Source organism: Thauera propionica, from assembly GCF_002245655.1.
GTDB lineage: Bacteria > Pseudomonadota > Gammaproteobacteria > Burkholderiales > Rhodocyclaceae > Thauera > Thauera propionica.
Map to the genome: position 1 here is coordinate 140347 of NZ_NOIH01000008.1, position 26895 is coordinate 167241.

Here is a 26895-nt window from a genome sequence, read left to right on the forward strand (position 1 = left end):
GGGAAATGCAAAACAAGAGTTGGATCGGCAAAACCCTGGCGCTGGCAATTCTGCCGATGGCGCTTGGCAGTGCCTGGGCGCAGACCGCGCCGCAGTTGACGCCCGACGAGATGGCCAAGGCGAAACAGATCTACTTCGAACGCTGTGCCGGCTGCCACGGCGTGCTGCGCAAGGGCGCCACCGGCAAGAACCTCGAGCCGCACTGGGAGAAGACGCTGGCCGACGGCACCAAGATGGAAGGCGGCACCCTCAAGCTGGGTACCGATCGTCTCGAGAAGATCATCGCCTACGGCACCGAAGGCGGCATGGTCAACTACGACGACATCCTGACCAAGGAAGAGATCAACCTGATGGCGCGCTACATCCAGAATGAGCCGCCGATCCCGCCCGAGTTCTCGCTCAAGGACATGAAGGACAGCTGGAAGCTGCTCGTTCCGGTCGACCAGCGTCCGACCAAGCAGATGAACAAGGTCAACCTGAAGAACGTGTTCGCGATCACGCTGCGCGACGCGGGCAAGCTGGCCTTGGTCGATGGCGACACCCACAAGATCTGGAAGGTCCTCGACACCGGCTACGCGGTGCACATCTCGCGCCTGTCGGCCTCGGGTCGCTACGTCTACACCGTCGGTCGCGATGGCCTGACCACCATCATCGACATGTACTACGAGGAGCCGACCACCGTCGCCACCGTGCGCCTGGGTTCGGATGCCCGTTCGGTCGATACCTCCAAGTTCAAGGGCTTCGAAGACAAGTACCTGATCGGTGGCACCTACTGGCCGCCCCAGTACTCGATCATGGACGGCGAGACGCTCGAGCCGATCAAGGTCGTCTCGACCCGTGGCCAGACCGTCGACGGCGAGTATCACCCGGAGCCGCGCGTGGCCTCCATCGTGGCCTCGCTGACCAAACCGGAGTGGGTGGTCAACGTCAAGGAAACCGGCATGATCCTGCTGGTGGACTACAGCGACATCAAGAACCTGAAGACCACCACCATCGAGTCCGCCAAGTTCCTGCATGACGGCGGTTGGGATGCCTCGGGGCGCTACTTCATGGTCGCGGCCAACGCGTCGAACAAGGTTGCCGCAGTCGATACCAAGACCGGCAAGCTGGCCGCCCTGGTCGACACCGCCAAGATCCCGCACCCGGGTCGCGGCGCCAACTTCGTCCATCCGCAGTTCGGTCCCGTGTGGTCGACCGGCCACCTCGGCGATGCCGTCGTGTCCCTGATCTCCACGCCGTCCGACGACGCCAAGTTCTCCAAGTACAAGGAGCACAACTGGAAGGTCGTCCAGGAACTGAAGATGCCGGGCGCGGGCAACCTGTTCGTCAAGACGCATCCGAAGTCCAAGAACTTCTGGGCCGATGCGCCGATGAACCCCGAGCGTGAGATCGCCGAGTCGGTGTTCGTGTTCGACAAGGCCGACCTGTCGAAGGAGCCGGTGCGCATCGACGTCGCCAAGGATTCCGGTCTGCCGGAAAGCAAGGCGATCCGTCGTGCCGTCCAGCCCGAGTACAACGAGGCGGGCGACGAAGTGTGGATCTCGCTGTGGGGCGGCAAGACGGACCAGTCGGCCATCGTGATCTACGACGACAAGACGCTGAAGCTGAAGAAGGTCATCACCGATCCGTCGATCGTGACCCCGACCGGCAAGTTCAACGTCTACAACACGATGCACGACGTCTATTGATCGCCTAGCCGATCATTGACCCGGACCCCCGCGCCTCGGCGCGGGGGCACGAGGGGACTCCCATGACAGATCGAGACAGCTCCAAACAACAAGATTCCGGCGGCCTCATGGCCCGCCTGCGCCGGCCTTCCACGAAGTATTCGCTGGGTGGCCTTTTGTCTGTCGGCATTCTGCTTGGCGTGCTTTTCTGGGGCGGTTTCAACACCGTGCTGGAGGCCACCAACACCGAGACGTTCTGCATTTCCTGCCATGAAATGGAGCAGAACGTGTACATGGAATACAAGGAAACGATTCACTACAACAACCGCACCGGTGTGCGCGCCACCTGTCCCGACTGCCATGTGCCCAAGGACTGGACGCACAAGATGATCCGCAAGGTCCAGGCCTCGCGCGAGGTGTGGGGCAAGCTGACCGGCACCATCGACACGCGGGAGAAGTTCGAAGCCAAGCGCCTGACACTCGCGCGCAGTGAATGGGCGCGCATGAAGGCGTCGGATTCGCGTGAATGCCGTAACTGCCACAGCTTCGAGAGCATGAAACCCGAGATGCAGAAGCAGCGCGCACGCAAGCAGCACGAGATGGCCATCGAGGACAAGATGACCTGCATCGACTGCCACAAGGGTATCGCGCACCACAAGCCGGAAGGCATGACCGAGGAAGACGAGGAGTGATTCGCACGCGTGCGACGCTTGTCCGACCCATCCACAGTGAGGAATCGACCATGAAGAAAACAATGATTGCAGGCGCTGTCGGTGCCATTCTCGCCTTCGGTGCCGGTTCGGCCCTGGCTGCCGCGCCGGCCGACTGGAGCAAGGTTGCGGCCAAGGACATCACGCTGTTCTACCCGGGCGTATCGCCGCTGGAGTGGATCCAGAAGGGCACCGAGCACGGCGGCGCACGCGCGCTGAAGAAGGGCGAGACCTGTGCCGACTGCCACGACGAGGAAGCGGCAGACATGGGCAAGAAGATGGCCAGCGGCCAGAAGATCGAGCCCAGCCCGATCGCCGGCAAGGCTGCCTTCATCCCGGTGAAGGTGCAGGCCGCGCACGACGGCGCCAACCTCTACCTGCGCTTCTCGTGGAAGCAGCCTGCGGCTTCGGGTGCGGCCAAGATGGACGACAAGAACCCGGTCAAGATCGCGTTCATGCTCGAGTCCGGCGGCAAGGTCGAGCTTGCCGACCAGGCTGGCTGCTGGGCGACCTGCCATCAGGATTCGCGCACCATGCCGGGCGCCGCCGACACCAAGACCAAATACGTCAAGGGCGCGTCGCTGGCCGAGGGCAAGTTCTACGACCTGTACCAGTGGCGCAGCGGCGAGAAGAAGGGCTTTGACGGCCACGTGGCCGAGTCGCGCGTGATGGAAGGCGGCACCGCGCTGGTCAGCGCCGAAGGCAAGCAGGACGGCGACACCTGGACCGTCGTGTTCACCCGCAAGTTCGCGGGCGGACAGGGCGATGTGGCGCTGGAAGCGGGCAAGACCTACAACTTCGGCTTCGCCATCCACGACGACAGCGCGGCCGGCCGCTTCCACCATGTCTCGTTGGGCTACAAGCTGGGCATCGATGCCCAGGCCGACGTCACCGCGGCCAAGCAGTAAGAGGCGGTAGCGCGGCCCTGGCGCCGCGCACATGATGGACGACGGGAACCCACGCGGGCGCGCGGGTTCCCGTCATGCCTTGTGTGTCAATCACGCCGTTTCGATGCGCCGGATCGCGGGTCACGAACTGGTGGTCGTGGGCGGCTACGGGAGAGGATCGTGAACACGAAGCGCATCACACGCGGCCTGTACGCCGGCCTGTTCGCCACGTCGCTGTTCGCAGGTGTGGCATGGGCGGCCGAGCACGAGATCCAGATCGTCCAATACACCTACACACCGGCCGAACTGACGATCAAGGTGGGCGACACCGTGACCTGGATCAATGGCGAGAAGCGCGTGAGCCATTCGGTCCTGTTCAATGCCACGGGCGAGGAATCCGAACGCTTCTTTCCTGGCGAGCGCTGGTCGCGCAAGTTCGACCAGCCCGGCCGCGTCGAGTATCGCTGCGGGCCGCACCCGGAGATGCAGGGCGTCATCGTCATCGAACCCTGAGCTTGGCAAGGTCCGGTCGCGCGCCAAGACCGTGGCGTCATCAGGGTTGATGCGAGTCAAGGTATCGCCCGGGCCTTGTCGCCATCCTGTCACGCACTGACCTGCCAACGGATTGCGTGATGAAGATCCCACCCCTGCTAGCCCACGTTGCCGTCTTCCTCGGCGCAGCGCTGGTCGCCGCATTCGCCTCAGCTTCCGAGACGAAGGCGGTCGCCCCCGAAGAGCAGCGTGCCCGTGAGCTGATCCACATCGTCCGCCAGGACTGCGGTTCCTGTCATGGCCTGACGCTGGCCGGCGGGCTCGGTCCCGCACTCACGCCCGACGCCCTGGCCGACAAGCCTTTCGAGGGTTTGGTCGCGACTGTCGTCAGCGGCCGACCCGGCACGCCGATGCCACCTTTCCTCGGCATCGTCAGCGAGCCCGAGGCCGAGTGGATTGTCGACCAGCTGATGCGCGGCTTCCCGCCCGACGCCGGACTGCCGCCTTCTCGCTGATCAATCGCGCTGAGCCACACCCACGCTCCATCCGAATTCCCCTTCTGCAGCTGGAGTCTCCATGTCTTCGCAAACCAAGGTGCGCCTGGCGCCGCCCGCCCTGTGGGCGGTGATCCTTCCAGCCATCGTCTGGCTGCTTGCGGCCTGTTCCAGTGTCCCTCCCGCGGCCGGGCTGCGTGGCAGCGGCGACCTGGGTGTGGTCATCGAGCGCGCTGACGGCCGTGTGAAAGTCATCGAAACCACCGGACGTTCGGTGCTCGCCACCGTCGATGGCCTGGGCGACCTGTCGCACGCCTCGGTGGTGTTCTCGCGCGATGCGCGCTACGCCTTCGTGTTCGGCCGCGACGGCGGGTTGACCAAGGTCGATCTGCTCGAAGCGAGGATCGTCGGCCGCGTGCTGCAGGCGGGCAATTCCATTGGCGGCTCGATCTCGCACGACGGCCGCATCGTGGTCGCGCAGAACTACGCGCCGGGCGGCGTGAAGGCGTTCGATGCCAATACGCTGGAGCTGCTCGCCGAGGTGCCGGCGATCACCGAGGACGGTCGCCGCTCGAAGGTGGTCGGCCTGGCCGACCTGTCAGGCAATCGCTTCATCTACGCGCTGTTCGAAGCGGGCGAGATCTGGATCACTGACTTCTCCGACCCGAAGAAGCCGCAGACCCAGCGCTTCGCCGGCGGCAACCAACCCTACGATGCGCTGGTGACCCCCGATGGCCGCCACTACATCGCCGGCCTGTTCGGCGAGGACGGTCTGGCCATGCTCGACCTGTGGAACCCGGAGCAGGGCAGCCGCAAGATCCTGTCGGGTTATGGCAAGGGGCAGGAGCCGCTGCCGGTGTACAAGATGCCGCACCTGCGCGGCTGGTCGGTGGCCGGTGGTCGCGCGTATCTGCCCGCAATCGGGCGCCACGAGGTCCTGGTGGTCGATACCGGCACCTGGCAGGAAGTGGGCCGCATTCCGGTCAAGAGCCAGCCGGTGTTCGCCATGGCGCGGCCCGACGGGCGGGAGATCTGGGTGAACTTCGCCTTCCCGGACAATGGCTGGGTGCAGGTCATCGACACCGTCAGCGGCAAGGTCACGCACACGCTGCAGCCGGGACGCGGCATCCTGCACATGGAGTTCCTGTCCAAGGGCCACGAGGTCTGGATGTCGGCGCGTGACGACAACAAGGTCGTCATCTTCGACACCGCATCCAAGCAGCAGGTCGGCGGCTTCGAGTCGGCCAGCCCGAGCGGCATCTTCTTCACCACGCGCGCCGCGCGCACGGGGTTCTGATGCCGCGCACCGTCACGCTGCCGAGTGCGGTCGATGCGACCGACTTCCGCCTGCTCAACGAATGGCAGCGCGGGTTTCCCCTTGATCCGCAGCCATTCGCCCGCGTCGGCGAGGCCGTCGGGCTGGACGAAGCGCAGGTGATTGCTGCCTACCGCCGCCTGATCGACGGCGGCCTGGTGAGCCGGGTCGGTGCCGTGTTCGCCCCGCGCCGGCTGGGTGCGAGCGCACTCGCTGCCCTGGCGGCGCCTCCTGAGCGGCTCGAGGAGATCGCGGCCCGCGTCAGCGGAGAACCCGCGATCAACCACAATTACCAGCGCGAGCACCGTTACAACCTGTGGTTCGTGGTGACCGCGGCGTCCGAAGGCCATCTGCAGGACGTCGTGGCCGGCATCGAACGTGATACCGGCTGCGCAGTCATCGTGCTGCCGCTGGAAGAGGAGTTCCACATCGACCTCGGCTTCGACCTCGGCGCGGATCAGGGCGGACAGCGTGCTGCGTGCCACCGCAGCGCAGAACCGCGTCCCATCGCCACGGCGCAAGGCGCGGCCTGTGCGCTGCCCGGGCTCGAACGCGATCTGATCACCGTGCTGCAGGCGGGTCTGCCGCTGGTGCCGCGCCCGTATGCGGCGCTGGGCGAGCAGGCGGGCCTCACCGAGGCCATGGCGATCGAACTGATCGAGCGCTGGCAAGCCGAGGGCCTGATCCGGCGCCTCGGCGTCGTGGTTCGCCACCATGAACTGGGGCTGGAGGCCAACGCGATGTGCGTGTGGGACATTCCGGACAACAAGGTGAGCGAGTTGGGCCGTCTGCTCGCTCGCGAGCCCGCGGTGACCTTGTGCTACCGCCGGCGCCGCGTGATGCCCGGCTGGCCCTACAACCTGTTCTGCATGATCCATGGGAGCGCGCGCGACGATGTGCTGGCGGCGCGCGGCGAGATCGCGGCCCGACTGGGGCTCGATGTTGCGCCCCACGACGTGCTGTTCAGCTGCCGGCGCTTCAAGCAGACCGGCGCGCGCTATCTGTCGGCCAAGGAGGGCGCCCATGTCTGAGACGTCCACGCCGGGCGTGGCGGCACCGGCGGCTAGCCGCCGCGGCCTTGCCGCTACGCGCGAACCCGATGCAACCGACCGCAAGCTGATCAACGCGCTGCAGGGTGATTTCCCGCTGACCGAAACGCCTTTTGCCGATGTTGCGGCTGCAGTCGGACTCGACGAGGCCGAAGTGATCGCGCGGGTGCAGGCCATGCTGCGCGACCGGGTGTTGACGCGCTTCGGCCCGATGTTCCAGATCGAACGCATGGGCGGCGCCTTCTGCCTTGCGGCGATGGCGGTGCCCGAGGCGGCGTGGGGTGAGGTGGCGGAGGCGGTGAACGGCTTTCCCGAGGTGGCGCACAACTACCGCCGGGAACACAGCCTCAACATGTGGTTCGTGCTTGCGACCGAACGTCCGGAAGGCATCGCCGATGTGGCAGGCCGCATCGAGGCGGCCACCGGGCTGCCGGTACATCTGTTCCCGAAGGAAAAGGAATACTTCGTCGAGATGAAGCTGGAGGCATGATGGCAAGCCCTGCACCTGACCATAGCGGTCTCGATGAACTCGACCGGCGTATCGTGCTGGCCACGCAGGATGGCCTGCCGGTGGTGTCGCGACCGTATGCCGCCGTTGCCGCGCAGGTCGGCTGCACCGAGGAAGCGGTGCGCGAGCGGCTGACGCAGATGCTGGAGAGCGGGCGCATCCGTCGTATCGGCGCCGTGCCCAATCATTATGCGATTGGCTACACGGCCAACGGCATGAGCGTGTGGAATATCGACGATGCCGTGATCGATCCCGTCGGCGAGCGCGTGGGCGCACTCGACTTCGTCACCCACTGCTACCGGCGCCCCCGGCATCTGCCGGACTGGCCGTACAACCTGTTTGCGATGGTGCATGCGGCGTCGCGGGAGGCCGCGCTGGCGCGGGTGGACGAGATTGCGATGCTGCTCGAACGCGAGTTTCGCGGAGCCTGCAAGGGGCGGGACGTTCTGTTTTCCGCCGGTATTCTCAAGAAAACGGGACTTCGTATCGCCGGCTGAGCGCGGCGGATCGACGATCAGGCCGGCCTTCGCGGCCCGCGCGGTTGTGGACTGCAGCCAGATCCGATGCCGCGTCAACCGTTGTGCGTGGACGCCTCAGTGCGGCAGGCTGCCGTTCGGACGTTCTTCGACCGCACGCCGCTGCGTAGCGGTTTCGTCGTCGAACTCCCTGAGGCCGGGGGTCAGCTCGCAGATCTCCATCAGCAATTCCCAAGTCTCGTCGGAGAGCTCCGGAATGGAGATGAAGCGGTCGTTGTGCGATTTGGGGGTAGTCATGGCGTTGGCTCGCATTGATAAGGCAACCTCACCGAATTAAACCGTAGAAAAACACAAAAATGTAAAAAACGATAATCCGTGTGTGTCATTTGCACGCTTTCGGTGCATTCGCTGGCCACGGGATGCAGTATGGGGTTACGTCGTGAGGTATTCGACAGACGCTGGCGCCCTGAAATCCCGCTTGGCCAGGTGCGTCCCGCGTGCTCGGAGACAGGTTGCGCAATTCGGGCGAAGCATAGACCAGGTACTTCTTCGCGCGCCGTGAAGCGGGTCACGAGCTGCCGGCGTCCGCAGCAGCCGGCGGAACGGGCGCTGCTGGCCAGCGGCAAGCGCCGCATCCGCTGTGTTTCGCCCGGCCCCTTGACCCGTGTCATTTTTCCCGCACTCCGGCTCGGCTCTAATGAGCTGCACTCAGGAGAGCCCTCATGTTTCGCATCGCCCACTTCATCCGCGAACTCGACCAGCCCACGCCCGCCGGACCGCGCCGCAACCCACCGGGGCCGGTCGTCATCTGGAACCTGATCCGGCGCTGCAACCTGACCTGCGAGCACTGCTACTCGATCTCGGCGGACAAGGATTTCCCCGGCGAGCTGAATACCGCCGAGGTCTTCAAGGTCATGGACGACCTGAAGGCCGCCCGGGTTCCGGTACTGATCCTGTCCGGCGGCGAGCCGCTGCTGCGCCCCGACATCTTCGACATCGCCCGCCGCGCCAAAGCGATGGGTTTCTACGTGGCGCTGTCGTCCAACGGCACACTGATCGACGAATCCAACATCGACGCCATCGACGAGATCGGCTTCGATTACGTCGGCGTCAGCCTCGACGGCATCGGCGCCACGCATGACCACTTCCGCCGCAAGCAGGGCGCCTTCGAGGCCTCGATGCACGGTATCCGCCTGTGTCTGGCGCGCGACATCAAGGTGGGCGTGCGCTACACGATGACCGAAGGCAACGCCCACGACCTGCCGGCGTTGCTGAAGCTGGTGGAAGACGAGGGCATCGACAAGTTCTACTTCTCGCACCTGAACTATGCCGGGCGCGGGAACAAGAACCGCGCCGGCGACGCCCGCCACCGCACCACGCGCGAGGCGATGGAGCTGCTGTTCGAGACCTGCCTCGATCTGCACCGCCGCGGCATCGAAAAGGACTTCGTCACCGGCAACAACGATGCGGACGGCCCCTTCCTGTTGCAGTGGGTGCAGCGCCGCTTTCCCGAGCGTGCCGCGCATATCGAGGCCAAGCTACGGCAGTGGGGCGGCAACGCCAGCGGCGTCAATGTGGCCAACATCGACAACCTGGGCATCGTGCATCCGGACACCATGTGGTGGCACGTGCCGCTGGGCGACGTGCGCAAGCGCGCCTTCGGCGACATCTGGAACGATCTTTCCAACCCGCTGCTGGCCGGGCTCAAGCAGCACCCGCGCACGCTCGAGGGGCGTTGCGGCGCCTGCAAGTACCTGGACATCTGCAACGGCAGTTCGCGCGTGCGCGCCTCGCAGGTCACCGGCAATCATTGGGCGGAAGACCCGGGCTGCTATCTGGACGATGAGGAGATCGGCGTCACCGCCGCCAGCTACGAAGGTGGCGAGCGTGTCGTGACGACCCCGTGGGTCCGCATTGCAAAGGTGTCGGCATGATGATCCGTCACTCCATCCTGTTCGCCGGTTTGGCGCTGGCCGCGGTGGGCGCTGCGACAGCCACCCAGGCCCATGCGGCCGACGACGGCGTGGCGAAGGTTGCCGCGAACTACGCCCAGCACTGCGCTAGCTGCCATGCGGCCGACCGGCTCGGTGGGATGGGCCCGGCGCTGCTGCCGGACAACCTGGCGCGCCTGCGCAAGCCCGAGGCGCTGAAGGTGGTGGCCGAAGGCCGCACCGCCACGCAGATGGCCGGCTTCGCCGCGCAGCTCTCGAAGGACGAGATCGCCGCGCTGGTCGACTGGATCTACAGCCCGGTCGAACCGCCGCCGCGCTGGACCGACGAGGACATCCGCGCCTCGCGCATCCAGCATGTCGATCCGGCGACGCTGTCCGATACGCCGGTGTTCGATGCCGATCCGATGAATCTCTTCCTCGTCGTCGAAGGCGGAGATCACCACGTCAGCGTGCTCGACGGCGACAAGCTCGAGCCCATCCACCGCTTCCAGTCGCGCTTCGCGCTGCACGGCGGGCCCAAGTTCGCCGCCAACGGGCGCTACGTGTTCTTCGGCTCGCGCGATGGCTGGATCACCAAGTTCGACCTGTGGAACCTGAAGGTGGTGGCCGAGGTGAGGGCGGGCATCAACACCCGCAACGTCGCTGCGTCGCCCGATGGCAAGCACGTCGCAGTGGCCAACTACCTGCCCAACAGCCTGGTGCTGCTCGACGGTGACCTCAATCTGGTCAAGACCCTCGCCGCTACCGACCGCGACGGCAAGCATAGCTCGCGTGTATCGGCGGTGTACGACGCCACGCCACGCCAGTCCTTCATCGCCGCGCTGAAGGACGTACCCGAGGTGTGGGAGATCAGTTACACCAAGGCGGTCGAGGACATTCCCACCGGCTTCATCCATGACTACGCGCAGAAGGAAGGCAGCTTCATCCCCGGCTACCTCAACCCGCGCCGCACCATCCTCGACGAAGTGCTCGACGACTTCTTCTTCACCCAGGACTACGCCGAACTGATGGGTGCCTCGCGCGAAGGCGTGGGGCAGGTGGTGAATCTCGACATCCGGCGCAAGATCGCCAACCTGCCGCTGGACGGCATGCCGCATCTGGGGTCGGGTATCACCTGGGAGTGGATAGACACCAGCGGCAAGGCGCGCACCGTGATGGCCAGCACCAACCTCAAGGCGGGCGAGGTCACGGTCATCGACATGAAGACCTGGGAGGTCATCAAGCGCATCGCCACGCGTGGCCCCGGCTTCTTCCTGCGCAGCCACGCCAACAGCCGCTACGCCTTCGTCGACTCGATGATGAGCCCGCAGGCCAAGCACATCCTGCAGGTCATCGACAAGCAGACCCTCGAGGTCGTGCGCGAAATCACCGGCGAACCGGGTAAGACGCTGGCGCACATCGAGTTCACCCGCGACGGTCGTTATGCGCTGGCCAGCCTGTGGGAAGACGACGGCGCCGTCATCGTCTATGACGCCCGGACCCTGGAAGAAGTGAAACGCCTGCCGATGAGAAAGCCGGTGGGCAAGTACAACGTGTGGAACAAGATCACACGCGAAGAAGGCACCAGTCACTGAGTCCAGTGGCCGAGTGTCCCGGCAATACCCCATAGAGAAAAAGCAACATGGCCCTGATTCCCCTCGAAGAACCGACTACCAAACGCATTCCGCCCGACACATTTTCGCTCTGGGCACTGGCCTTCCGGCCCTTCTACCTGCTGGCTGCAGCGCTGGCCGTCATCGCCATACCAGTGTGGGCGGTGGCTTTTTCCGGCGGCCTGCAACTACCCATCCCGGGCATGTGGTGGCACGCGCACGAGATGATCTTCGGCTTTGCGGCCGCGGTCATCATCGGCTTCCTGTTCACCGCGGGGCGCAACTGGACCGGGCTGGATACGCCCTCGGGCGCGCCGCTGGCGCTGCTCGCCGGGCTTTGGCTGGCCGGGCGGCTGGCGATGGCCTTCGGCAGCGGCGCATGGGTGGCGGTGATCGACATCGCCTTCCTGCCGGTCGCGGCGGTGCTGCTGCTGCGCGTGCTGGTCAAGGCCAAGAGCAAGCGCAACTACTTCGTCGGCGTGCTGCCCGGCCTGCTGGCGCTGGCCAACCTGGTGTTCCACCTCGCGGTGCTGCAGGTCATCGACGCCGATCCGCTGATGGCGATGCATCTGGCACTGGGGCTGATTGTGGTGCTGGAGACCATCATCGGCGGTCGCGTGATCCCGATGTTCACCTTCAACGGGATCCGCGGCATCAAGCAGTGGCGGGACAAGCGCGTGGATTGGGCGGCGGCCATCGCCACCGGCGTCGCACTGCTGCTGTGGGCGACCGGCGCGGGGACCTGGGCGGCACCGGTGTCGATCATCGCCGCGCTTCTGCAGGCGGTGCGGGTGGGCGGCTGGAACCCGTGGGCGACGCGCAAGGTGTCGCTGCTGTGGATCCTGCACCTGTCCTACATGTGGATCCCGATCGGCCTCGCGCTGATCGGCCTCGCCCAGCTCGGCGTGCTGCCGCGCACGGCCGGCATCCACGCGCTGGCCATCGGCGCCACGGGCGGGCTCATCATCGGCATGATCACCCGCACCGCGCTCGGCCACACCGGCCGCATGCTGGTGGCCGGGCCGATGGAGACCGCGGCCTATGTGCTGGTGCAACTGGCGGTGCTGATCCGGGTGCTGACCGTCGTGGCGATTCCGGCCGCGGCGGTCGGCGGCATTCACGCCGCCGCAACGGTGTGGTCGCTGGGCTTCCTGCTCTACCTGTGGCGCTACACGCCCTTCCTGCTGCGGGCGCGGGTCGACGGCAAGGAAGGCTGAGGAGGGATTCGCCGGGGCTGCTGTGGCGCCCCGGATGGCCTAAAGGCGGGCTGGCGCGGCGAGCGTTCAGCCCGCCTTCACCTTTTCCAGCATTGCCATGTCGGGCTGCGGCAGGCTCTCGAAGCCCGGTCGCGCGTACGCATAGCCCTGGTGCAGCGTGATGCCCAGGTCGGCCAGGCAGCGTGCCTCGTCAGGCGTCTCGATGCCTTCGGCGATCAGCGTGCAGGGCAGCTCGCCGGCCAGCTGCACCAGGTTGCGTACGATCAGCCGGCGGGTGCGGTCCTGGTCGATGCCGCGTACGAGGTTCATGTCGATCTTCAGCACATCGGGCTGGAAGTGCGTCAGCAGGTTCAGGCCGGCGTAGCCCGCGCCGAAGTCGTCGATCGCGGTGCCGAAACCGATGGCGCGGTACTCCTCGACGATGCGGCGCAAATGGCCGTCGTTGCGCACTTCCTCGACTTCGGTGATCTCGAACTGCAGCCGCTCCAGCGGGAAGCCCACGCGGTTGGCGGCCTCGATGGTCGCGCGGATGCAGGCGCGCGGCTCATACACGGCATTGGGCAGGAAGTTGATGCTCAGCCGCGCCGGGATACCCAGCCCGTGGGCCAGCTCGATGGCGCGGATGCGGCAGTGCTGGTCGAACTGGTAGCGGTTGTCCTCGGTGATGCGCGACAGGATGCTGCCCGCGCCTTCGCCTTGCGGGCCACGCACCAGCGCTTCCCACGCCCACACCACGTCGCTGCGGACATCGACGATGGGCTGGAAGGCCATGCTGAAGTCGAAATCGAGCGGCGCGAGGCCGCGACAGCGATTGCAGCCGCCGACCGGCGTCTCGCCGTCGCGGCTGCAGGGAGAGGGTGCGGGGGCTTGCGTGTTCGATATCAAGTCGGCATCCAGAATTGAGGGCAAGGCCTGTGTGTTGCCTTGCTTCGTTGCGAGTGTTCCACGTTTCCGTGTTCGCGGGTGCGTTCAGTTGGCGCGAAAGCGTGCAGTTTTTCGCGAGCGATGGTCTGAATGCGCTTGCGGCTGGCGTCTCGGCTGTCCATCGTGACGCGGCGTGATGGGCTCCCCTCTGCGCTCAAGCCTGCGGTTTTGCGGCCGTTACTGTCTGATCGAAACGCCTGACCAGCACCAAGGAAACCCTCTGATGTTCAATCTCTTTCGCACCAAGCGCGCGCTGGATGTCATCGATGCGATCGAGCAGACCCAGGCCGTCATCGAGTTTGACCTGCAGGGCAACATCGTCCGCGCCAACAAGCGCTTCCTCGACCTGCTGGGCTATTCCCTCGAGGAAGTCCGTGGGCGGCCGCATCGCATGTTCGTGCATCCGAGCGATGCCGAAACCGACGCGTACCGCGCCTTCTGGCAGGCGCTGCGCGCGGGGAAACCGCAGACAGGCGAGTTCCGCAGGATCACGAAGAGCGGTCAGCCCGTGTGGATTCAGGCGACCTACACGCCCATCGTGCGCGGGAGCAAGGTTGTCCGCGTGATCAAGTTCGCGACCGATGTGACCGCGCAGGTCGTTTCGCGCGCGCGGGTCGAATCCCAACTCGCGGCGATCAACCGCGCGCAGGCAGTCATCGAGTTCAGCCCCGACGCCACCATCCTTGACGCGAACGAGAACTTCCTCAGGCTGATGGGCTATTCCATTGCAGAGATCCGGGGGCAGAAGCACCAGATCTTCGTACCCGAGCAGGAGCGCGGATCGCGGGCGTACGCCGATTTCTGGCAGAAGCTGCGCGCAGGCCAGTTCCAGACCGCTGAGTTCGAGCGGGTCGCCAAGGGTGGGCGCTCCGTATGGATCCACGCCACCTACAATCCGATCCTCGGGGCGGGGGGCGAGGTCGTCAGGGTGGTCAAGTTTGCCAGTGACATCACGCCCCAGATGCTGCGCAACAGGGAGTTCAAGCTGCTGTCGCTGGTGGCGAACGAGACCGACAACTCCATCGTCATCACGGGCAAGGACGGCCTGATCCAGTATGTGAACCGCGGGTTCGAGAAGCTGACCGGCTACACCTTGGACGAAGTCCGGGGCAAGAAGCCCGGCCCGCTGCTGCAGGGCCCGGCGACCGATCCGAAAACGATCGAGCGGATCAGGGACGCTCTGCAGCATCGCCGCCCGATCTATGACGAGATCCTGAACTACCGCAAATCGGGCGAGCACTACTGGATTTCGCTCGCCATCAATCCCGTGCTCAACGATGACGGCGAGCTGGAACAGTTCATCTCCATCCAGGCGAACATCACCGCCACCAAGGAGCTGTCGCTCGAATCCGAGAAGCGCTTTGCGGCCATCAGTGTCAGCAACGGCGTGGCCGAATGGGAAACCACTGGCCAGATGATGTCGGCGAACGAGTACATGGCCCGGCATCTGGGCTACAAGACCGCCGCCGAGTTGCTCGCGCGCAAGCGCAACCTGCGCGACATCCTCGGCGAGGAGCGGTTCGGCATGCTGCTCAAGGGCGAACAGATCACGGGTGAATTCGACGTCCGCGACAAGGATGACCGGCCCGTCCGCTTCGACGGCGCCTTGTGCCCGATCACCGATTCGATCGGCAAAATCAAGCGTATCGTCAGCTACGGGGTGGATGAGCAGGCGAAGCTGGAGGCCGCCGAGGTGACCGATCGCGAAATGCGCCTGGTGCAGGAGTCCAGCCGCCATATCGCGAGCATCATCGGCAGCATCAACGACATTACCGACAAGACCAACCTGCTGGCGCTAAACGCCGCGATCGAGGCCGCACGGGCGGGCGAATCCGGGCGGGGCTTTGCCGTCGTCGCCGACGAGGTCCGCAAGCTCGCGCAGCAGTCGGCCGTGTCGGCGAGCGAAATCACCCAGCTGGTGCGCGAGAGCAACGAGCGCATCGACCGTTTGAGCGCTTCGCTCAATAAGCTGCTGTCCTCGTCCTGAGCCCGCCTGCGCTTTGAGGCGGCCAACTGGCCCTTATTCCAGGCTGCCGCGCAGCTTTTCGATGTCTGGAATGTGGATGGTCCGTCCTTCTACCTCGATCAGGCCCGAGTCCGTCAGCTCGTGCAGGATGCGTGAGAAGTGTTCCTGCGTGAGGTTGAGGCGCGAGGCGATGGTGCCCTTGCTCGTGGGCAGGCGGATCGAGACGCGGCCGGTGCCGACGCCTTCTCCGCTCATCTCTTCCTCGCGCAGCAGGTAGCCGATGATGCGTTCGCGCCCGGAACGCAGCGAGTAGCTTTCGACGTCGCCCATCAGGCGGTGCAGGCGCTGGGCGAGGCCGGCGATGATCTTGCGGCAGAACAGCGGGTCGCCGTTCATTTCCTCGAAGAAGACCTGCTTGCCGATGTGCAGCAGCGTGCTGTCGGTAAGCGCTTGGGCCATCACGACGTAGGGCTTGTCCATGAACATGACCGCCTCGCCGAAGCTCTGGCCGGGACGCAGGATGTCGACCACCTTCTCGTTGCCTTCGGAAGACGTGAACGCGAGCTTGATCTGGCCCGACAGGATCAGGTGGAAGCCGGTGCAGGCGTCGCCGCGGTGGAACAGGATGTCGCCCTTGGGGGCCTTGATCTCGCGCACGCCGCGGGCGAAACGGGCGATCTCGTCGCAGCCCAGGCCCTGGAACATGGCCGCGTGGCGCAGCAGGCGGCACAGGCGCTCGACCTCTGGCGGCAGGGAGGGAGTTTCCGAGGGGGCGGGCGCCTCGCGCAGCGCCTCCTGGCACGGGATCTCGCAATAATCGTTCATGGCGTTCGCCTCATGCATCAGCGGGTGAGTTGGGCGTAGAACATCGGCAGGCGGGCGGGCAACTCGTCGGGCTCGCGGATCACGGCGTAGCCGCCCGGGCCGAACAGGTGGGGCAGGTAGCTGGCGCCTTCGCGGTCGATGGTGACGCAGAAAGGCACGACGCCCCGGGAGCGCGCCTCGATGACCGCGACGCGGGTGTCCTCGATGCCATAGCGGCCGTCGTAGAGGTCGAGGTCGTTGGGCTTGCCGTCGGACAGGATCAGCAGGATGCGGCGTGCGGCGGTCTGCTTCTCGAGCACACTGGTGGCGTGGCGGATGGCGGCCCCAAGGCGGGTGTAGTAGCCGGGCTTGATCGCCATGATGCGGCCACGCGCGGCGTCGTCGAAGCGCTGCGAGAAGTCCTTCAGACGATGGAAGCGCACGTTGCTGCGCTTGACCGAGGAGAAGCCGCACAGCGCGAAGCGGTCGCCGGTGGCGGACAGGGCTTCGCCGAACAGCAGCAGCGAGTCGCGGATGACGTCGATGACACGCGCCTCGGACGAGATCCAGGCGTCGGTGGACAAGGAGAGGTCGGCCAGCGCAAGGCAGGCGAGATCGCGTTCGCGCTTTTCGAGCGACAGATAGAGCTGGTCGGAAGGATGGTGGCCGATGGCGCGGTCGGTGGCGGCGCGCACCACGGCGTCGAGGTCGAGTTCGCTGCCGTCGACCTGGCCCTTGAGCCAGCGCCGGCCGGGCTGCAGCGCGGCGAACTGGCGGTGCAGGTGGCGTGCGGTGCGGCGCAGGTGCTGCGGCAGCGGTACCGGGGCGGCGCGCGGGTCCCGGGGTGAAGCGGCGAGCTCCTGCAGGCGCACATGGTCCTCGCGCAGCAGGCCCTTGCGGTAGTCCCATTCCGGCAGCGGGATGCCGTCGCCGAGCACGACGTCGTCCTCGGCCGCAGAGGGCAGGTCGAGGTCGAAGCGCACCTTGGAGGCGACGCGTTCCTCGTCGCGCGACAGGGCGAGCTGCTCGAGGTTGGCAGCGGCGTCGGCGGCGTTGTCGTCCGGGTCGTCGTCGGTGCTGCGCTTGACCTTGAGGAACTCGGCCACCGACAGCAGGCTCTCGGCGCGGAAGATGATCATCAGGCCGTGCTTTTCCTGCGGCTGCTCGACGCGCTCGACGCGGTGGGCCTGACGCTCGGTCTCGCGTTCGTCCCGCTTGCTCTGTGCGTTGGCGCTGGCCTCGGCGCCCTGGCTGTTGCGTTTCTCGGCCGCAGCGCTGGTGACGAGGTCGCCCAGCCACAGCAGCACCGGCTGGTGCGGCATGCCCTTGGGCGGCATGGCGGGCAGGGCAGCGACGCTGCCGGGCTGTTGCAAGGCCTGGCGGATCAGTTGCTCGCGTTCAGCCTCTCCGGGCGGCAGGCGGGCGGGATCGGGACGCTGCTTCAGCACGGCAGCAACGAGGCGGTCGTAGCGCGCCTTGAGGCCTGGCCAGCGCAGCAGGGCGCGCAGCGTGGCGAGCTGGTTCAGGCGCAGCTCCAGGGTCGCCGGGTCGGCGCTGGCGCCTTCGGGCAGGGGCGCGAGCCGCGCCTGGGCTTCGGCCAGGGCGGCCTCGTCCTCGGGACCGATCGGGGTGCCCTGCGCAGCCGCGAGCGCCGCCAGCCACAGGTAGAGGTCGCGGTTGAGACTGCGCTCGGGCAGGGCGTCCAGTTCAATTGGCAGGCGCAGCGTACTTGCGTCCATGCGTGCGCGGGCGATGCGCTCGTCACTGCCGGCGATGCGCGACAGCAGGCTGCGGCGCGCGCCATGCACGTCGGCGGTCGCAGCCGCGACGCGCAGGCCGGGGTCGCCGCCGAGGGCGCGGAAGAACACGCCCGTCATGCGTTCGATCTCCTTCAGTTTCACCACGGCCTCGGGGTAGTGTCCGCCCGCTGCGCGGGTGATGAAACGGTGCCAGAGCTTGCCGACGACTTCTTCCATGCTTCAACGCTCCCGGATTGCACGGAAGCCGGCTTCGTTCTGCCGCGCGGCCTCGCCCGACACCCAGGCCAGCAACGGGCCGTCCGGGTTGTCGCGTTGGGTCTCGCCGCAGGCATCGACGCACTGGGCGCATTGCGTGCAGGTGAACATGTGGCGCTTGATGTTGCGCGGCTTGAGCCGCATCGGGCACACCGCGTCGCAGGCCGACTGGCGTTCGGGCAGGCAGCTTGCACAGTCGCTGGCGCGGTCGCGCTTGAAACCGACCACCATCGCGTCCTTGTTGCTCATCCACGCCAGGCTCTGGAACAGGCCGACGGCGCACACGAAGCGGCAGAACAGGTGGCGGGCGAAGAGGAATTCCAGGCTCAGCACCACGGTGGCGGCGGTGATGAAAATGAACTGGTTGCGGGTGAGACTGCCGCTGAACAGGTTGCCGTAGACCTCGGCCGGCGGCAGCAGGTAGGTGAGCAGCACCACTGCCCACAGGAAGGCGAAGGCCACGGCTGCCGGCACGACCACCGCCCACCAGCGCGCATCCACGCGGCGCGGGCTGCCATCGCTGTTCCAGCGCGGCAGCGGGAACTTCTCCCACACGCTGGGCTTGCCCGAGGCGCGCGCCATCAGCTTGTTGATCGTCTCGACGACAGAGAAGTGCGGGCACAGCCAGCCGCAGTACAGCCGGCCCCACTTCCACGCCGCCCAGATGAAGAGCCCGGCGCCGGCGAACAGGGGCACGAACAGGCGCAGCATGATGTTGCCGGCCGCTTCCAGCGCAGTGGCCTTGCCGGCGAGGAAGTCGTCCAGCCCCAGCCGCCATTCCATGCCCAGCAGCCAGGCGTGGTCGGCGTTGAGGTCGTAGCGCAGCAGGTCGAATACCGGTGCGAGCACGAACAGCACGAAGAAGCCGACCTGGAAGGCGAGGCGCTTGCCTTGGCGGCTGCGCGGCGCGGCGGCGCCGGCCACGGCGATGGGGATGAAGCGCTGCGGCCGTGGCGTGCTGCTAGGGGAGCTCAATTCAGTCATGCTCGCGCGGCCCGAAGATGGGATAACGCCAGCTGCGGCCGTTGATTGCGCGCGACAGACCCAGCACGCCGAGCAGGATCAGCCCGGCGTGGACGAGCGTGAAGTACAGCACGCCGATGACCCACGACCAGGGGTTGTCGAAACCGCCGAGGGCGAAGATGGCGACGCTCAGGCTCACCAGCAGGGTGCCGCCCCAGATGCAGGTCCAGCCGGTCTGGCGCAGGTGGTTGCGTACCAGCGGGTCAGGATTGTTGTGGTGCTTCGCCCACAACACCATCAGCACCAGGAAGGCGAGCCCCGGCGCCAGCATCAGGTTGATGAGGAAAAGGGCCTCGGCCACCACCGCGAGGCGGGGGCCTGGCATCACATGACGCAGTGGGTCCGGGCGCAGTGGGTCGGGGCGTTCGATCGGCATGGTCGGCGGCTCGGGTCGGCGGCGAGCGTCAGCGGCCGAAGGTGGCAGAGACCACCTCCATCAGTGCCTCGGCCACTTCGGCGTCATCGGTCAGGCTCTCGATGATGCCGACGCGGCAGGCGGCCACCGGATCCATGCCGTCCTTGACCAGCAGTGCGGCGTAGATCAGCAGGCGGGTGCTGGCGGCTTCCTCGAGGTCGCGGTCCTTGAGCGCACGCAGCGCGCCTGCGATGGTGACCAGTCGGCGGGCAAGGTCGGGCGCGCAGCCGGTCTCGCCGAGCAGGATGGCTTCTTCCTGTTCCGCGCGCGGGAAATCGAAGCGGATGCTGACGAAGCGCTGGCGCGTGGAAGGCTTCATGCCCTTGAGCAGGTTCTGGTAGCCCGGGTTGTAGGACACGACCAGCATGAAGCTGGGTGGTGCCTCGAGCAGTTCTCCGGTGCGGTCGATGGGCAGGATGCGGCGGTCGTCGGCCAGCGGATGCAGCACCACCGTGGTGTCCTTGCGTGCCTCCACGACTTCGTCGAGGTAGCAGATGCCACCTTCGCGTACGGCGCGGGTCAGCGGGCCGTCGCACCATACGGTCTTGCCGTCGCCGATGAGATGGCGGCCGACCAGATCGGCGGCGGTGAGGTCGTCGTGGCAGGCCACGGTGTACAGCGGAAGGCCGAGGCGAGCCGCCATGTGGGCGACGAAGCGGGTCTTGCCGCAGCCGGTGGGGCCCTTGATCAACAGCGGCAGGCGGTTCTTCCACGCGTGCTCGAACACCGCGATTTCGTCTCCGGCGGCCTGATAGTAGGGCAGGTCGAGTTGTGCGGCGCCTGCGAGGTTTTCCATTTTCATTGCGGCAGTCCCTTGATGTATGCGATGGCGATGATGGCCCAGACGAGGATCATCCAGCCCAGCGTCAGCGCGCGCCAAAGCAGCGGCGCGTGGCGTAGCGCCATGAAGTCGAGGATGATCACGGCGCCCTTCCAGAACGAGATCAGGGCCAGGATGGCGATGGCGCCCTTGCCGGTGGCGCCCAGGGCGCCCATGCCCCAGGTGAGCAGCGTGGCGACGATCAGCGTCGCCCACAGCAGGGTAGCGCGGCGCGGGGTGCCATGGACGTCGGAACTGGAATGCATGCCTGTGCCCTCAGTGGATGACATAGACCAGCGGGAACAGGATCAGCCACACCAGATCCACCATGTGCCAGTACGCGGCGCCGGTCTCGAGGCCGTTCATGTCGCCTGGGCCATATCGTCCCGCCCGTGCGCCATTCCACATCGCGACCAGGATCACCATGCCCAGAATGACGTGCATGAAGTGGAAGAAGGTCAGCGACAGGTAGAACATGTGGAAGGGGCTGCTGGACAGACTGATGTTGTGCTCGAATGCCGCTGCGTACTCGAACATCTTCACCATCAGGAAACCGCCACCGCAGGCGATGGCTGCGAGCAGCCAGCGTGCGCACGATTGCGACAGGCGGTGTTCGGCAGCCTGCACGGCACGGACCACGAAGTAGCTGGCGGTGAGCAGAAGGATGGTGTTCAGCGCGCCGGCGTTGCGGTTGAGCGCCGCCTGCTCGGCATCGAACAACTCGATGTTGTTCGCGCGGGTGAAGGCATAAGCGGCGAAGAAGACGCCGAAGGCGAGCAACTCGGCGAGGATGAAGAACCAGATCGCGAGATCGCCTGCCAGGCGTGGACCGGCGGACGTCTGCTCGGGCGCCGCGACGGGCGACGCGGAAAGGGTGTGCTGTTCCATGCGGCGCAGTCTAGGCAGGGGCGCGGCAAATTAAATTGATCGCGGTTAACCGGGGCCGCGCGATGTGCTGACTGCGGGCCTTCCGGCAGTCGGGGGGCGGTTGCAGGGGCTCATGTTGCGGTCGTTTGGGGTCGGGGCTATCGTTTCGTCGACAAGCCTTGGGGCCGGCATCTGCAGGGAGGTGGCGATGGTTCAGGGTGTGCAGGATCTGGAGTTGCTGCAGAAGCTGCACGTGGGTGTCGTCGTGCATGCGGCCGATGCACGCGTCATTTTCCTGAACGACCGTGCCTGCGACCTGTTGGGTATTTCGAAGCGCGACATGCTTGGCGCACTGGATCTGATGCCGGGCTGGTCATTGCAGGATGAGAAGGGTCACTGGCTTTCGCCCGAGGATTACCCCGTCAATCGCGTGATTTCCACCCGCCTTCCGCTGGCGGAGCAGGTACTGGGTGTGGTGCGGCCCGGGATCGAGGGGGTGGCTTGGGCCATGGTCAGCGCTTTCCCTGTCTTCGATCCGCGTGGTGCCCTCGAGAAGATCGTCATCAGCTTCTACGATGTCTCGCAGCTCAAGCGTACGGAGGCCGTGCTCAAGGAGCGCGCCGAGCAGTTGCGCTTCGTCCTCGAGGGCGCGGATCTCGGGCTGTGGGACTGGAGCATCCTCACCGGCGAGGTGATGCGCAACGAACGCTGGGCAACGATGCTTGGCTATACCTACGAGGAAATCGAACATACGACGATGCAGTGGTCCGACTTCGTCCATCCGGATGACCGTGAGCGGGCGTGGGCTTCGATCAATGCGGTGCTCGCCGGGCGGGCGCCGACCCACAAGCTCGAGTACCGGATGCAGCACAAGGACGGTTCCTACCGCTGGATTCTCGATCAGGCCAACGTCACGCAGCGCGACGAGCAGGGCAGGCCGACCCGGATGTGCGGCATCCATGCCGACGTGACCGAGCGCAAGCTGCTCGAGGAAGAAGTCGCGCGGCAGGCGCGGACGGATTACCTGACCGGCGTCTTCAACCGCAGACATTTCATGGCCCTGGGCGGCGCCGAGATCGAACGCGCCAGGCGCTACGTAAGTGAGCTATCCATCCTCATGCTGGACGTCGATGCCTTCAAACGCATCAACGACCGGTATGGACACCACGTCGGCGACGCCGTGCTCCGCAAGCTCGCCGATGGTTGCCACAGCGCGTTGCGATCGCTTGACGTATTCGGCCGGCTCGGCGGGGAGGAGTTCGCAATCCTGCTGCCGGAAACGGGCCTTGCGGCGGCGGCGGAAGTCGCCGAGCGCCTGAGACTGCTGCTTGCCGAAGCGCAGGTGCCTATCGAGGGCGGGCAGGTCGTCCGGTTCACCGTTTCAATCGGGGTTGCCTCGATGTCCTCGCCCGAGGACAGCATCGACACCCTGCTCAATACCGCGGACCGAGCGCTCTACGCGGCAAAGCATGCGGGGCGGAACAGGGTGCATACCCTGAGCAGCTAGGGTCGCGTCTGCGATCCGCACGGGCTCCGGCGCCGGGTCAGGGGCGTTCGGTCGTCAGGACGGTTCCAAGCCAGTGCCGCGTCACATCTAGCATGCGGCTGGCGAAGCCCCATTCGTTGTCAAACCACACCACCAGGTTGAGCAGCCTTGGCCCGATCATGCGCGTCTGGCCGCCATCGACGATGGCCGAATGCGGGTCGTGGTTGAAATCGATGGAGGCGTGGGGGTCGTCCGACCAGGCGATGAGCCGGCGATAGGCGCCCTCGCTGGCGGCGCGCAGCAGCGCGTTGATGCGTGCGGCGTCGGCATCCTCCGCCAGTTGCAGCACCATGTCGATCGCCGAGACGTTGTGCGTGGGCACGCGTATGGCCTTGGCCTGCACTTTGCCGGCCAGTTCCGGCAGCAGGCGCTCGACGCCGCGCGCGAGGCCGGTGGACACCGGAATGATCGACTGCATGGCCGAGCGCGTGCGGCGCAGGTCGGCGTGGTGGTAGCCGTCGATCAGGGGCTGGTCGTTCATTGCCGAGTGCAGCGTCGTCAGCAGCACGTTCTCCAGGCCGAGCTCGCGCTGCAACAGCGCCAGCACCGGGATGACGGCGTTGGTGGTGCAGGAAGCGTTCGACACCAGGCGAGCATCGGCGCCCAGGCCGGATTCGTTGATGCCGTAAACGATGGTCGCGTCGACGTCCTCGGCGCTGTTGCCTGGGTGCGACAGCAGCAGGCGCGGGCAGCCGGCATCGAGAAAGCGCTTGAGCGCGCTGCGGCTGCTGTACTGCCCGGAGCATTCGACGACGAGGTCGACCTCGTGGGCCGACCAGTTGACCGCCTCGGGCGTCGTGGCGTGGCTCACCTCGATCGCATGGCCGTCGATGACCAGCCTGCCTTCGGCCGCTGCCACTTCGCCGGGGAAGCGGCCATGCGTGGAGTCGAAGCGGGTCAGGTAGGCGATGCTGGCAAGGTCCGCCGGCTCGTTGATGGCGACGACCTGGAACTGCCCGGCCAGCCCGGACTCGTGCAGCGCGCGCAGATAGCAGCGGCCGATGCGACCATAGCCGTTGATCGCAATACGGTGGGGGCGGGGCAGGGCAGGCTGGCTGGGGCGGGACACGTCGGATTCCGGGGGTGTTGCGGAAAGGGGAAACGGGATTCTAACGGCTGCCAGGGGGCTTCCCGCGTGGGGGACGCAAAAAGCACGCGGAGCGTGGACGAAAAAAGGGGCGGCCTAAGCCGCCCCAACCCCTTCCCCTGGTCGCCCAGGAGTTACTGCGGAGAGACACCGGTTATCGTCGTCATGCCTTTGCAGGCTGGGTTTCACCCTTGACGAAGAAGCTGGCGACGTAGACCAGGAGGCCGACGAAGAACATCACACCCGCCCATTCACGCATCCAGTAGAACAGGGAGACCTGATCCTGGGTCATCATGAACGACATCGGGGTGTCGGACACGCGCTGCAGCCACACTTGCAGGATGCCGGCGGCGGTGAGGAACAGCGTGATGAAGACCATGGCGATGGTCATCAGCCAGAAGCTCCACATCTCCAGCACTTGCGCCTTGTTCGAGTTGGCGGCGCGGCCGCGCATGATCGGCATGGCGTAGCTGATGATGGTGAGCACGACCATCACGTAGGCGCCGTAGAAGGCCATGTGACCGTGAGCGGCGGTGATCTGCGAACCGTGGGTGTAGTAGTTCACCGGAGCCAGGGTGTGCAGAAAGCCCCACACGCCGGCGCCGAGGAAGGCCATCACACCGGTACCCAGCGCCCACAGCACGGCAGCCTTGTTCGGATGTTCGCGACGACGGCGGTTGACCATGTTGAAGGCGAAGACGGTCATGGCGAAGAAGGGCAGCGGCTCCAGCGCGGAGAAGATGGAACCCCACCACTGCCAGTATTCCGGCGTACCGATCCAGTAGTAGTGGTGGCCGGTACCGATGATGCCGGTGACCAGGGCCAGCGTGATGATCACGTACAGCCACTTCTCGATGACTTCGCGGTCGACACCGGTCACCTTGATCAGCACGAAGGCCAGCAGCGCGCCGAGGATCAGTTCCCACACGCCTTCCACCCAGAGGTGAACCACCCACCACCAGTAGAACTTGTCGCGGACAAGGTTGGTCGGGTTGTAGAAGGAGAACAGGAAGAAGATCGCCAGACCCCACAGGCCGAGCAGCAGGACCATGCTGATGGCGGTCTTGCGGCCCTTCAGGGTCGTCATGGTGATGTTGAACAGGAAGGCGAGTGCGACGACAACGATGCCGATCTTGGTCAGCAAGGGCTGCTCGAGGAACTCACGCCCCATCGTGGCGAGGATGTCGTTGCCCGTCATCTCGGCCAGCGTGGCATACGGCACCAGTAAATAGCCGAGGATGGTGGCGGCACCCGCGACGAGGAAGACCCAGAACAGCACCAGCGCCAGTTTCGGGCTGTAGAGTTCGGTTTCCGCCTCTTCCGGAACCATGTAGTACGCCGCGCCCATGAAGCCGAACAGCAGCCACACGATCAGCAGGTTGGTATGGACCATGCGCGCCACGTTGAAGGGGATTTCCGGGAAAAGGAAATCGCCGACGACGTACTGCAGACCCATGATCAGGCCGAAGATGATTTGCCCTACGAATAGACCGATCGCCGCGATGAAGTAGGGCATGGCGACCGCTTGTGACTTGTATTGCATGGATGATCCCCTTGTCGGTTCTCCGGGTTTGCCCAATTAGCCTTCGATGTTCGGCGGCCAGTTGGCCGTGTTGATCTCGGACGTGTACTTCAGGAAGGCGACGAGGTCGTCGAGCTCCTGGTCGGTCAGGTGGAAGTTGGGCATCTGGCGACGGCCCGGCGCACCGGTGGGCTGGCTCTGCATCCAAGCCTTGATGAATTCCGGTCCGCGGCGGGTGTAGACGTTGCCGAGTTCCGGAGCGAAGTAGGCGCCTTCACCCAGCAGGGTGTGGCAGCCCAGACAGTTGCGGGTTTCCCAGATGTGCTTGCCGGCAGCGACCTGGGGCGTGATGTTGGCCGAGTTGTCCCGCGATGGCAGTTCGCGTTCGGTGTCGAAGGTCAGCGCAAGGAACAGGAGGAAGAAGAAAACCGTTCCCCCGTAGAAGATGTTCCGCGCCATTGATTTGGTGAAAATGCCGCTCATCGCGCACTCCTCATCATTGGTCTCGTTTTCAGGATTGGTGTCAGTGGTCAGGGGTACAACTGAAGGGATACTGCATCCCACGGCAATGCCGATGGTGAGCGCATGGTAGGGAGGGGGGGCAGCCCCCTCCATGATTTGCATCAAGATTGGCCAGGCGCCTGCGAGACGCGGCGGATGCCTGCGTGCAGGTGCAGAACCGCGGCACAGGCCGGGTTGGAGGGCAGCATGGCAATGACGGGATGGTGGCATGGGGCGCGACGGTGGCTCGGTATGGCGGCAGTGGGACTGTGCGTCGCATCGCCTCCCAGTGCGGCAGAGATTGCCGTGGACGTCGGTCATACGCTGGTCGCGCCGGGCGCGACGAGTGCGCGCGGGCGTAGCGAGTTCGAGTTCAACCTGGATCTGGCTCGGGCATTGGTGGAGGCGCTGGAGGGACGTGGTCTTCCGGTGCGGCTGATCAACGAGGATGGCCGGATCCCGAGCCTGCAGGCTCGCCCGCAGGCCGCGTCGGGCAGCGACTTCCTGATCTCCGTGCATCACGACTCGGTCGGGGAGCACGAGCTGCGCCCCTGGGTGTGGGAAGGGCAGGCGCTGAACTACAACGATGACTTTGCCGGCCACTCGCTCTTTGTTTCACGCGATAATCCCGATACCGCGCGCAGCATCCTGTGCGCGCGAATCATCGGTGCCCGTCTGCAGCGCATGGGTTTCGTCCCGACGCACAAGAACGGCCGCAGACGCGCCTATGCCGATACCCAGCATGCCGTGCATTACTACGATGGCCTGGCGGTGCTGCGTCATGCGCGGATGCCGGCGGTGCTGTTCGAGGCCGGGGTCATCAAGAACCGCGACGAGGAGCTGCTGCTACGCGACGAAGCGCGCATTCGCCTGATGGCCGACGGCATCGCCACCGGTCTGGCGGCCTGCCTGAGAAATGGCGTGCCGGCTGACGGCGAGGCCGAGGCGGATGCGCTGTCCTGAAGCCGCCCACGCGCGGGGCTAAAGATTCGCCGTTTGAGGCCGTGAGTGACATTGTTGGCGGACAGTGTGGCGGCCGGGGCTCG

27 protein-coding genes are annotated in these 26895 nt (G+C 65.8%); 15 read left to right on the forward strand and 12 right to left on the reverse strand.

Going from position 1 to position 26895, the window contains the following annotated elements; translation table 11 throughout:
* Positions 1-5: 5 nt before the first annotated feature.
* The 9 genes from CGK74_RS08715 to ahbB (CGK74_RS08755) all read left to right on the forward strand — a co-directional run bounded on the left by CGK74_RS08715 (position 6) and on the right by ahbB (CGK74_RS08755) (position 7619).
* On the forward strand, positions 6-1688 hold the full coding sequence (locus tag CGK74_RS08715; protein ID WP_004255893.1) for a nitrite reductase: 1683 nt from the start codon (positions 6-8) through the stop codon (positions 1686-1688).
* A gap of 107 nt (positions 1689-1795) precedes the next feature.
* The gene (locus CGK74_RS08720) at positions 1796-2359 is read left to right on the forward strand and encodes a NapC/NirT family cytochrome c (protein ID WP_094268103.1); all 564 of its coding nucleotides are present in this window, start codon (positions 1796-1798) and stop codon (positions 2357-2359) included.
* A 50-nt stretch (positions 2360-2409) separates the two neighbouring features.
* The gene (locus CGK74_RS08725) at positions 2410-3285 is read left to right on the forward strand and encodes an ethylbenzene dehydrogenase-related protein (protein WP_094268104.1); all 876 of its coding nucleotides are present in this window, start codon (positions 2410-2412) and stop codon (positions 3283-3285) included.
* A 159-nt stretch (positions 3286-3444) separates the two neighbouring features.
* Positions 3445-3777: a cupredoxin domain-containing protein gene (locus tag CGK74_RS08730; protein WP_094268105.1), complete on the forward strand. Its 333-nt coding sequence runs from the start codon at positions 3445-3447 to the stop codon at positions 3775-3777.
* Between the two features lie 119 nt (positions 3778-3896).
* The gene (locus CGK74_RS08735; RefSeq protein ID WP_094268106.1) at positions 3897-4271 is read left to right on the forward strand and encodes a c-type cytochrome; all 375 of its coding nucleotides are present in this window, start codon (positions 3897-3899) and stop codon (positions 4269-4271) included.
* Positions 4272-4332: 61 nt separating this feature from the next.
* Entirely contained in the window at positions 4333-5547 is a 1215-nt protein-coding gene (locus tag CGK74_RS08740) for a cytochrome D1 domain-containing protein (RefSeq protein ID WP_094268107.1), read from the forward strand.
* The gene (gene ahbB / locus CGK74_RS08745; protein ID WP_094268108.1) at positions 5547-6596 is read left to right on the forward strand and encodes a siroheme decarboxylase subunit beta; all 1050 of its coding nucleotides are present in this window, start codon (positions 5547-5549) and stop codon (positions 6594-6596) included. Before CGK74_RS08740 ends, ahbB (CGK74_RS08745) begins: the two co-directional genes overlap by 1 nt.
* Positions 6589-7104 carry an Lrp/AsnC family transcriptional regulator gene (locus tag CGK74_RS08750; RefSeq protein WP_094268109.1) on the forward strand — a complete coding sequence of 172 codons (516 nt, stop codon included), beginning with the start codon at positions 6589-6591 and terminating at the stop codon, positions 7102-7104. Before ahbB (CGK74_RS08745) ends, CGK74_RS08750 begins: the two co-directional genes overlap by 8 nt.
* On the forward strand, positions 7101-7619 hold the full coding sequence (gene ahbB / locus CGK74_RS08755) for a siroheme decarboxylase subunit beta (RefSeq protein WP_094268110.1): 519 nt from the start codon (positions 7101-7103) through the stop codon (positions 7617-7619). The genes CGK74_RS08750 and ahbB (CGK74_RS08755) overlap by 4 nt, the downstream gene beginning before the upstream one ends.
* 96 nt (positions 7620-7715) lie before the next feature.
* Here ahbB (CGK74_RS08755) and CGK74_RS08760 read toward each other — a convergent pair whose 3' ends face one another.
* A complete protein-coding gene (locus CGK74_RS08760) occupies positions 7716-7895 on the reverse strand; it encodes a hypothetical protein (RefSeq protein ID WP_133091803.1) in 180 nt (59 codons plus the stop codon).
* A 425-nt stretch (positions 7896-8320) separates the two neighbouring features.
* On the opposite strand from CGK74_RS08760, the gene nirJ reads away from it, so the two are divergent.
* The 3 genes from nirJ to CGK74_RS08775 are packed head-to-tail and all read left to right on the forward strand — an operon-like array spanning position 8321 to position 12359.
* The gene (gene nirJ / locus CGK74_RS08765; protein ID WP_094268112.1) at positions 8321-9532 is read left to right on the forward strand and encodes a heme d1 biosynthesis radical SAM protein NirJ; all 1212 of its coding nucleotides are present in this window, start codon (positions 8321-8323) and stop codon (positions 9530-9532) included.
* On the forward strand, positions 9529-11124 hold the full coding sequence (locus CGK74_RS08770; RefSeq protein WP_420823170.1) for a cytochrome D1 domain-containing protein: 1596 nt from the start codon (positions 9529-9531) through the stop codon (positions 11122-11124). The genes nirJ and CGK74_RS08770 overlap by 4 nt, the downstream gene beginning before the upstream one ends.
* 47 nt (positions 11125-11171) lie before the next feature.
* On the forward strand, positions 11172-12359 hold the full coding sequence (locus CGK74_RS08775) for an NnrS family protein (protein ID WP_094268113.1): 1188 nt from the start codon (positions 11172-11174) through the stop codon (positions 12357-12359).
* A gap of 66 nt (positions 12360-12425) precedes the next feature.
* Here the strand turns inward: CGK74_RS08775 and CGK74_RS08780 are convergent, their stop codons facing one another.
* On the reverse strand, positions 12426-13268 hold the full coding sequence (locus tag CGK74_RS08780) for an EAL domain-containing protein (protein WP_240498673.1): 843 nt from the start codon (positions 13266-13268) through the stop codon (positions 12426-12428).
* 238 nt (positions 13269-13506) lie between these two features.
* Between CGK74_RS08780 and CGK74_RS19380 the strand changes: the two genes are divergently transcribed.
* Entirely contained in the window at positions 13507-15270 is a 1764-nt protein-coding gene (locus tag CGK74_RS19380; RefSeq protein ID WP_094268114.1) for a methyl-accepting chemotaxis protein, read from the forward strand.
* 33 nt (positions 15271-15303) lie between these two features.
* On the opposite strand, the gene CGK74_RS08790 is transcribed toward CGK74_RS19380, so the two are convergent.
* Genes CGK74_RS08790 through CGK74_RS08820 form a run of 7 tightly spaced genes read right to left on the reverse strand, consistent with a single transcriptional unit; the run spans position 15304 to position 21214 of the window.
* The gene (locus CGK74_RS08790; RefSeq protein ID WP_094268181.1) at positions 15304-16074 is read right to left on the reverse strand and encodes a Crp/Fnr family transcriptional regulator; all 771 of its coding nucleotides are present in this window, start codon (positions 16072-16074) and stop codon (positions 15304-15306) included.
* A 17-nt stretch (positions 16075-16091) separates the two neighbouring features.
* Positions 16092-18029 (reverse strand): nitric oxide reductase activation protein NorD, encoded by a 1938-nt coding sequence (locus CGK74_RS08795; RefSeq protein ID WP_094268115.1) that lies wholly within the window; start codon positions 18027-18029, stop codon positions 16092-16094.
* Positions 18030-18032: 3 nt separating this feature from the next.
* On the reverse strand, positions 18033-19052 hold the full coding sequence (locus tag CGK74_RS08800; RefSeq protein WP_094268116.1) for a 4Fe-4S binding protein: 1020 nt from the start codon (positions 19050-19052) through the stop codon (positions 18033-18035).
* Positions 19045-19467 (reverse strand): magnetosome magnetite crystal formation protein family, encoded by a 423-nt coding sequence (locus CGK74_RS08805; protein WP_094268117.1) that lies wholly within the window; start codon positions 19465-19467, stop codon positions 19045-19047. The genes CGK74_RS08800 and CGK74_RS08805 overlap by 8 nt, the downstream gene beginning before the upstream one ends.
* A 28-nt stretch (positions 19468-19495) precedes the next feature.
* A complete protein-coding gene (locus CGK74_RS08810) occupies positions 19496-20308 on the reverse strand; it encodes a CbbQ/NirQ/NorQ/GpvN family protein (protein WP_094268118.1) in 813 nt (270 codons plus the stop codon).
* The gene (locus tag CGK74_RS08815; RefSeq protein WP_094268119.1) at positions 20305-20592 is read right to left on the reverse strand and encodes a cytochrome C oxidase subunit IV family protein; all 288 of its coding nucleotides are present in this window, start codon (positions 20590-20592) and stop codon (positions 20305-20307) included. Before CGK74_RS08815 ends, CGK74_RS08810 begins: the two co-directional genes overlap by 4 nt.
* 10 nt (positions 20593-20602) lie before the next feature.
* Positions 20603-21214, reverse strand: coding sequence for a cytochrome c oxidase subunit 3 family protein (locus CGK74_RS08820; protein WP_094268120.1), 612 nt, complete (start codon positions 21212-21214; stop codon positions 20603-20605).
* A gap of 100 nt (positions 21215-21314) precedes the next feature.
* Between CGK74_RS08820 and CGK74_RS08825 the strand changes: the two genes are divergently transcribed.
* On the forward strand, positions 21315-22700 hold the full coding sequence (locus CGK74_RS08825) for a sensor domain-containing diguanylate cyclase (RefSeq protein WP_133091806.1): 1386 nt from the start codon (positions 21315-21317) through the stop codon (positions 22698-22700).
* 37 nt (positions 22701-22737) lie between these two features.
* Here the strand turns inward: CGK74_RS08825 and CGK74_RS08830 are convergent, their stop codons facing one another.
* The 3 genes from CGK74_RS08830 to CGK74_RS08840 all read right to left on the reverse strand — a co-directional run bounded on the left by CGK74_RS08830 (position 22738) and on the right by CGK74_RS08840 (position 25831).
* Positions 22738-23808, reverse strand: a complete 1071-nt coding sequence (locus tag CGK74_RS08830; protein ID WP_206186216.1) for a type I glyceraldehyde-3-phosphate dehydrogenase — start codon at positions 23806-23808, stop codon at positions 22738-22740.
* A gap of 181 nt (positions 23809-23989) precedes the next feature.
* A complete protein-coding gene (locus CGK74_RS08835; protein WP_094268122.1) occupies positions 23990-25369 on the reverse strand; it encodes a cbb3-type cytochrome c oxidase subunit I in 1380 nt (459 codons plus the stop codon).
* 36 nt (positions 25370-25405) lie between these two features.
* The gene (locus tag CGK74_RS08840) at positions 25406-25831 is read right to left on the reverse strand and encodes a c-type cytochrome (RefSeq protein WP_094268123.1); all 426 of its coding nucleotides are present in this window, start codon (positions 25829-25831) and stop codon (positions 25406-25408) included.
* Positions 25832-26101: 270 nt separating this feature from the next.
* Between CGK74_RS08840 and CGK74_RS08845 the strand changes: the two genes are divergently transcribed.
* Complete coding sequence (locus tag CGK74_RS08845) at positions 26102-26812, forward strand: N-acetylmuramoyl-L-alanine amidase family protein (RefSeq protein WP_206186222.1); 711 nt, start codon at positions 26102-26104, stop codon at positions 26810-26812.
* Positions 26813-26895 lie beyond the last annotated feature (83 nt).

What these genes read in the sequence shown, in the direction of transcription:
- CGK74_RS08720 (WP_094268103.1), top strand. Translation starts at nt 1,796, where the DNA reads ATGGCCCGCCTGCGCCGGCCTTCCACGAAGTATTCGCTGGGTGGCCTT.
- CGK74_RS08740 (WP_094268107.1), top strand. Translation starts at nt 4,333, where the DNA reads ATGTCTTCGCAAACCAAGGTGCGCCTGGCGCCGCCCGCCCTGTGGGCG.
- CGK74_RS08845 (WP_206186222.1), top strand. Translation starts at nt 26,102, where the DNA reads ATGGCGGCAGTGGGACTGTGCGTCGCATCGCCTCCCAGTGCGGCAGAG.
- CGK74_RS08840 (WP_094268123.1), bottom strand. Translation starts at nt 25,831, where the DNA reads ATGAGCGGCATTTTCACCAAATCAATGGCGCGGAACATCTTCTACGGG.
- ahbB (WP_094268108.1), top strand. Translation starts at nt 5,547, where the DNA reads ATGCCGCGCACCGTCACGCTGCCGAGTGCGGTCGATGCGACCGACTTC.
- CGK74_RS08800 (WP_094268116.1), bottom strand. Translation starts at nt 19,052, where the DNA reads ATGACTGAATTGAGCTCCCCTAGCAGCACGCCACGGCCGCAGCGCTTC.
- CGK74_RS08770 (WP_420823170.1), top strand. Translation starts at nt 9,529, where the DNA reads ATGATGATCCGTCACTCCATCCTGTTCGCCGGTTTGGCGCTGGCCGCG.
- CGK74_RS08815 (WP_094268119.1), bottom strand. Translation starts at nt 20,592, where the DNA reads ATGCATTCCAGTTCCGACGTCCATGGCACCCCGCGCCGCGCTACCCTG.
- CGK74_RS08820 (WP_094268120.1), bottom strand. Translation starts at nt 21,214, where the DNA reads ATGGAACAGCACACCCTTTCCGCGTCGCCCGTCGCGGCGCCCGAGCAG.
- CGK74_RS08835 (WP_094268122.1), bottom strand. Translation starts at nt 25,369, where the DNA reads ATGCAATACAAGTCACAAGCGGTCGCCATGCCCTACTTCATCGCGGCG.
- ahbB (WP_094268110.1), top strand. Translation starts at nt 7,101, where the DNA reads ATGATGGCAAGCCCTGCACCTGACCATAGCGGTCTCGATGAACTCGAC.
- CGK74_RS08805 (WP_094268117.1), bottom strand. Translation starts at nt 19,467, where the DNA reads ATGCCGATCGAACGCCCCGACCCACTGCGCCCGGACCCACTGCGTCAT.
- CGK74_RS08750 (WP_094268109.1), top strand. Translation starts at nt 6,589, where the DNA reads ATGTCTGAGACGTCCACGCCGGGCGTGGCGGCACCGGCGGCTAGCCGC.
- CGK74_RS08760 (WP_133091803.1), bottom strand. Translation starts at nt 7,895, where the DNA reads ATGACTACCCCCAAATCGCACAACGACCGCTTCATCTCCATTCCGGAG.
- CGK74_RS08715 (WP_004255893.1), top strand. Translation starts at nt 6, where the DNA reads ATGCAAAACAAGAGTTGGATCGGCAAAACCCTGGCGCTGGCAATTCTG.
- CGK74_RS08725 (WP_094268104.1), top strand. Translation starts at nt 2,410, where the DNA reads ATGAAGAAAACAATGATTGCAGGCGCTGTCGGTGCCATTCTCGCCTTC.
- nirJ (WP_094268112.1), top strand. Translation starts at nt 8,321, where the DNA reads ATGTTTCGCATCGCCCACTTCATCCGCGAACTCGACCAGCCCACGCCC.
- CGK74_RS08775 (WP_094268113.1), top strand. Translation starts at nt 11,172, where the DNA reads ATGGCCCTGATTCCCCTCGAAGAACCGACTACCAAACGCATTCCGCCC.
- CGK74_RS08810 (WP_094268118.1), bottom strand. Translation starts at nt 20,308, where the DNA reads ATGAAAATGGAAAACCTCGCAGGCGCCGCACAACTCGACCTGCCCTAC.
- CGK74_RS08735 (WP_094268106.1), top strand. Translation starts at nt 3,897, where the DNA reads ATGAAGATCCCACCCCTGCTAGCCCACGTTGCCGTCTTCCTCGGCGCA.
- CGK74_RS19380 (WP_094268114.1), top strand. Translation starts at nt 13,507, where the DNA reads ATGTTCAATCTCTTTCGCACCAAGCGCGCGCTGGATGTCATCGATGCG.
- CGK74_RS08795 (WP_094268115.1), bottom strand. Translation starts at nt 18,029, where the DNA reads ATGGAAGAAGTCGTCGGCAAGCTCTGGCACCGTTTCATCACCCGCGCA.
- CGK74_RS08790 (WP_094268181.1), bottom strand. Translation starts at nt 16,074, where the DNA reads ATGAACGATTATTGCGAGATCCCGTGCCAGGAGGCGCTGCGCGAGGCG.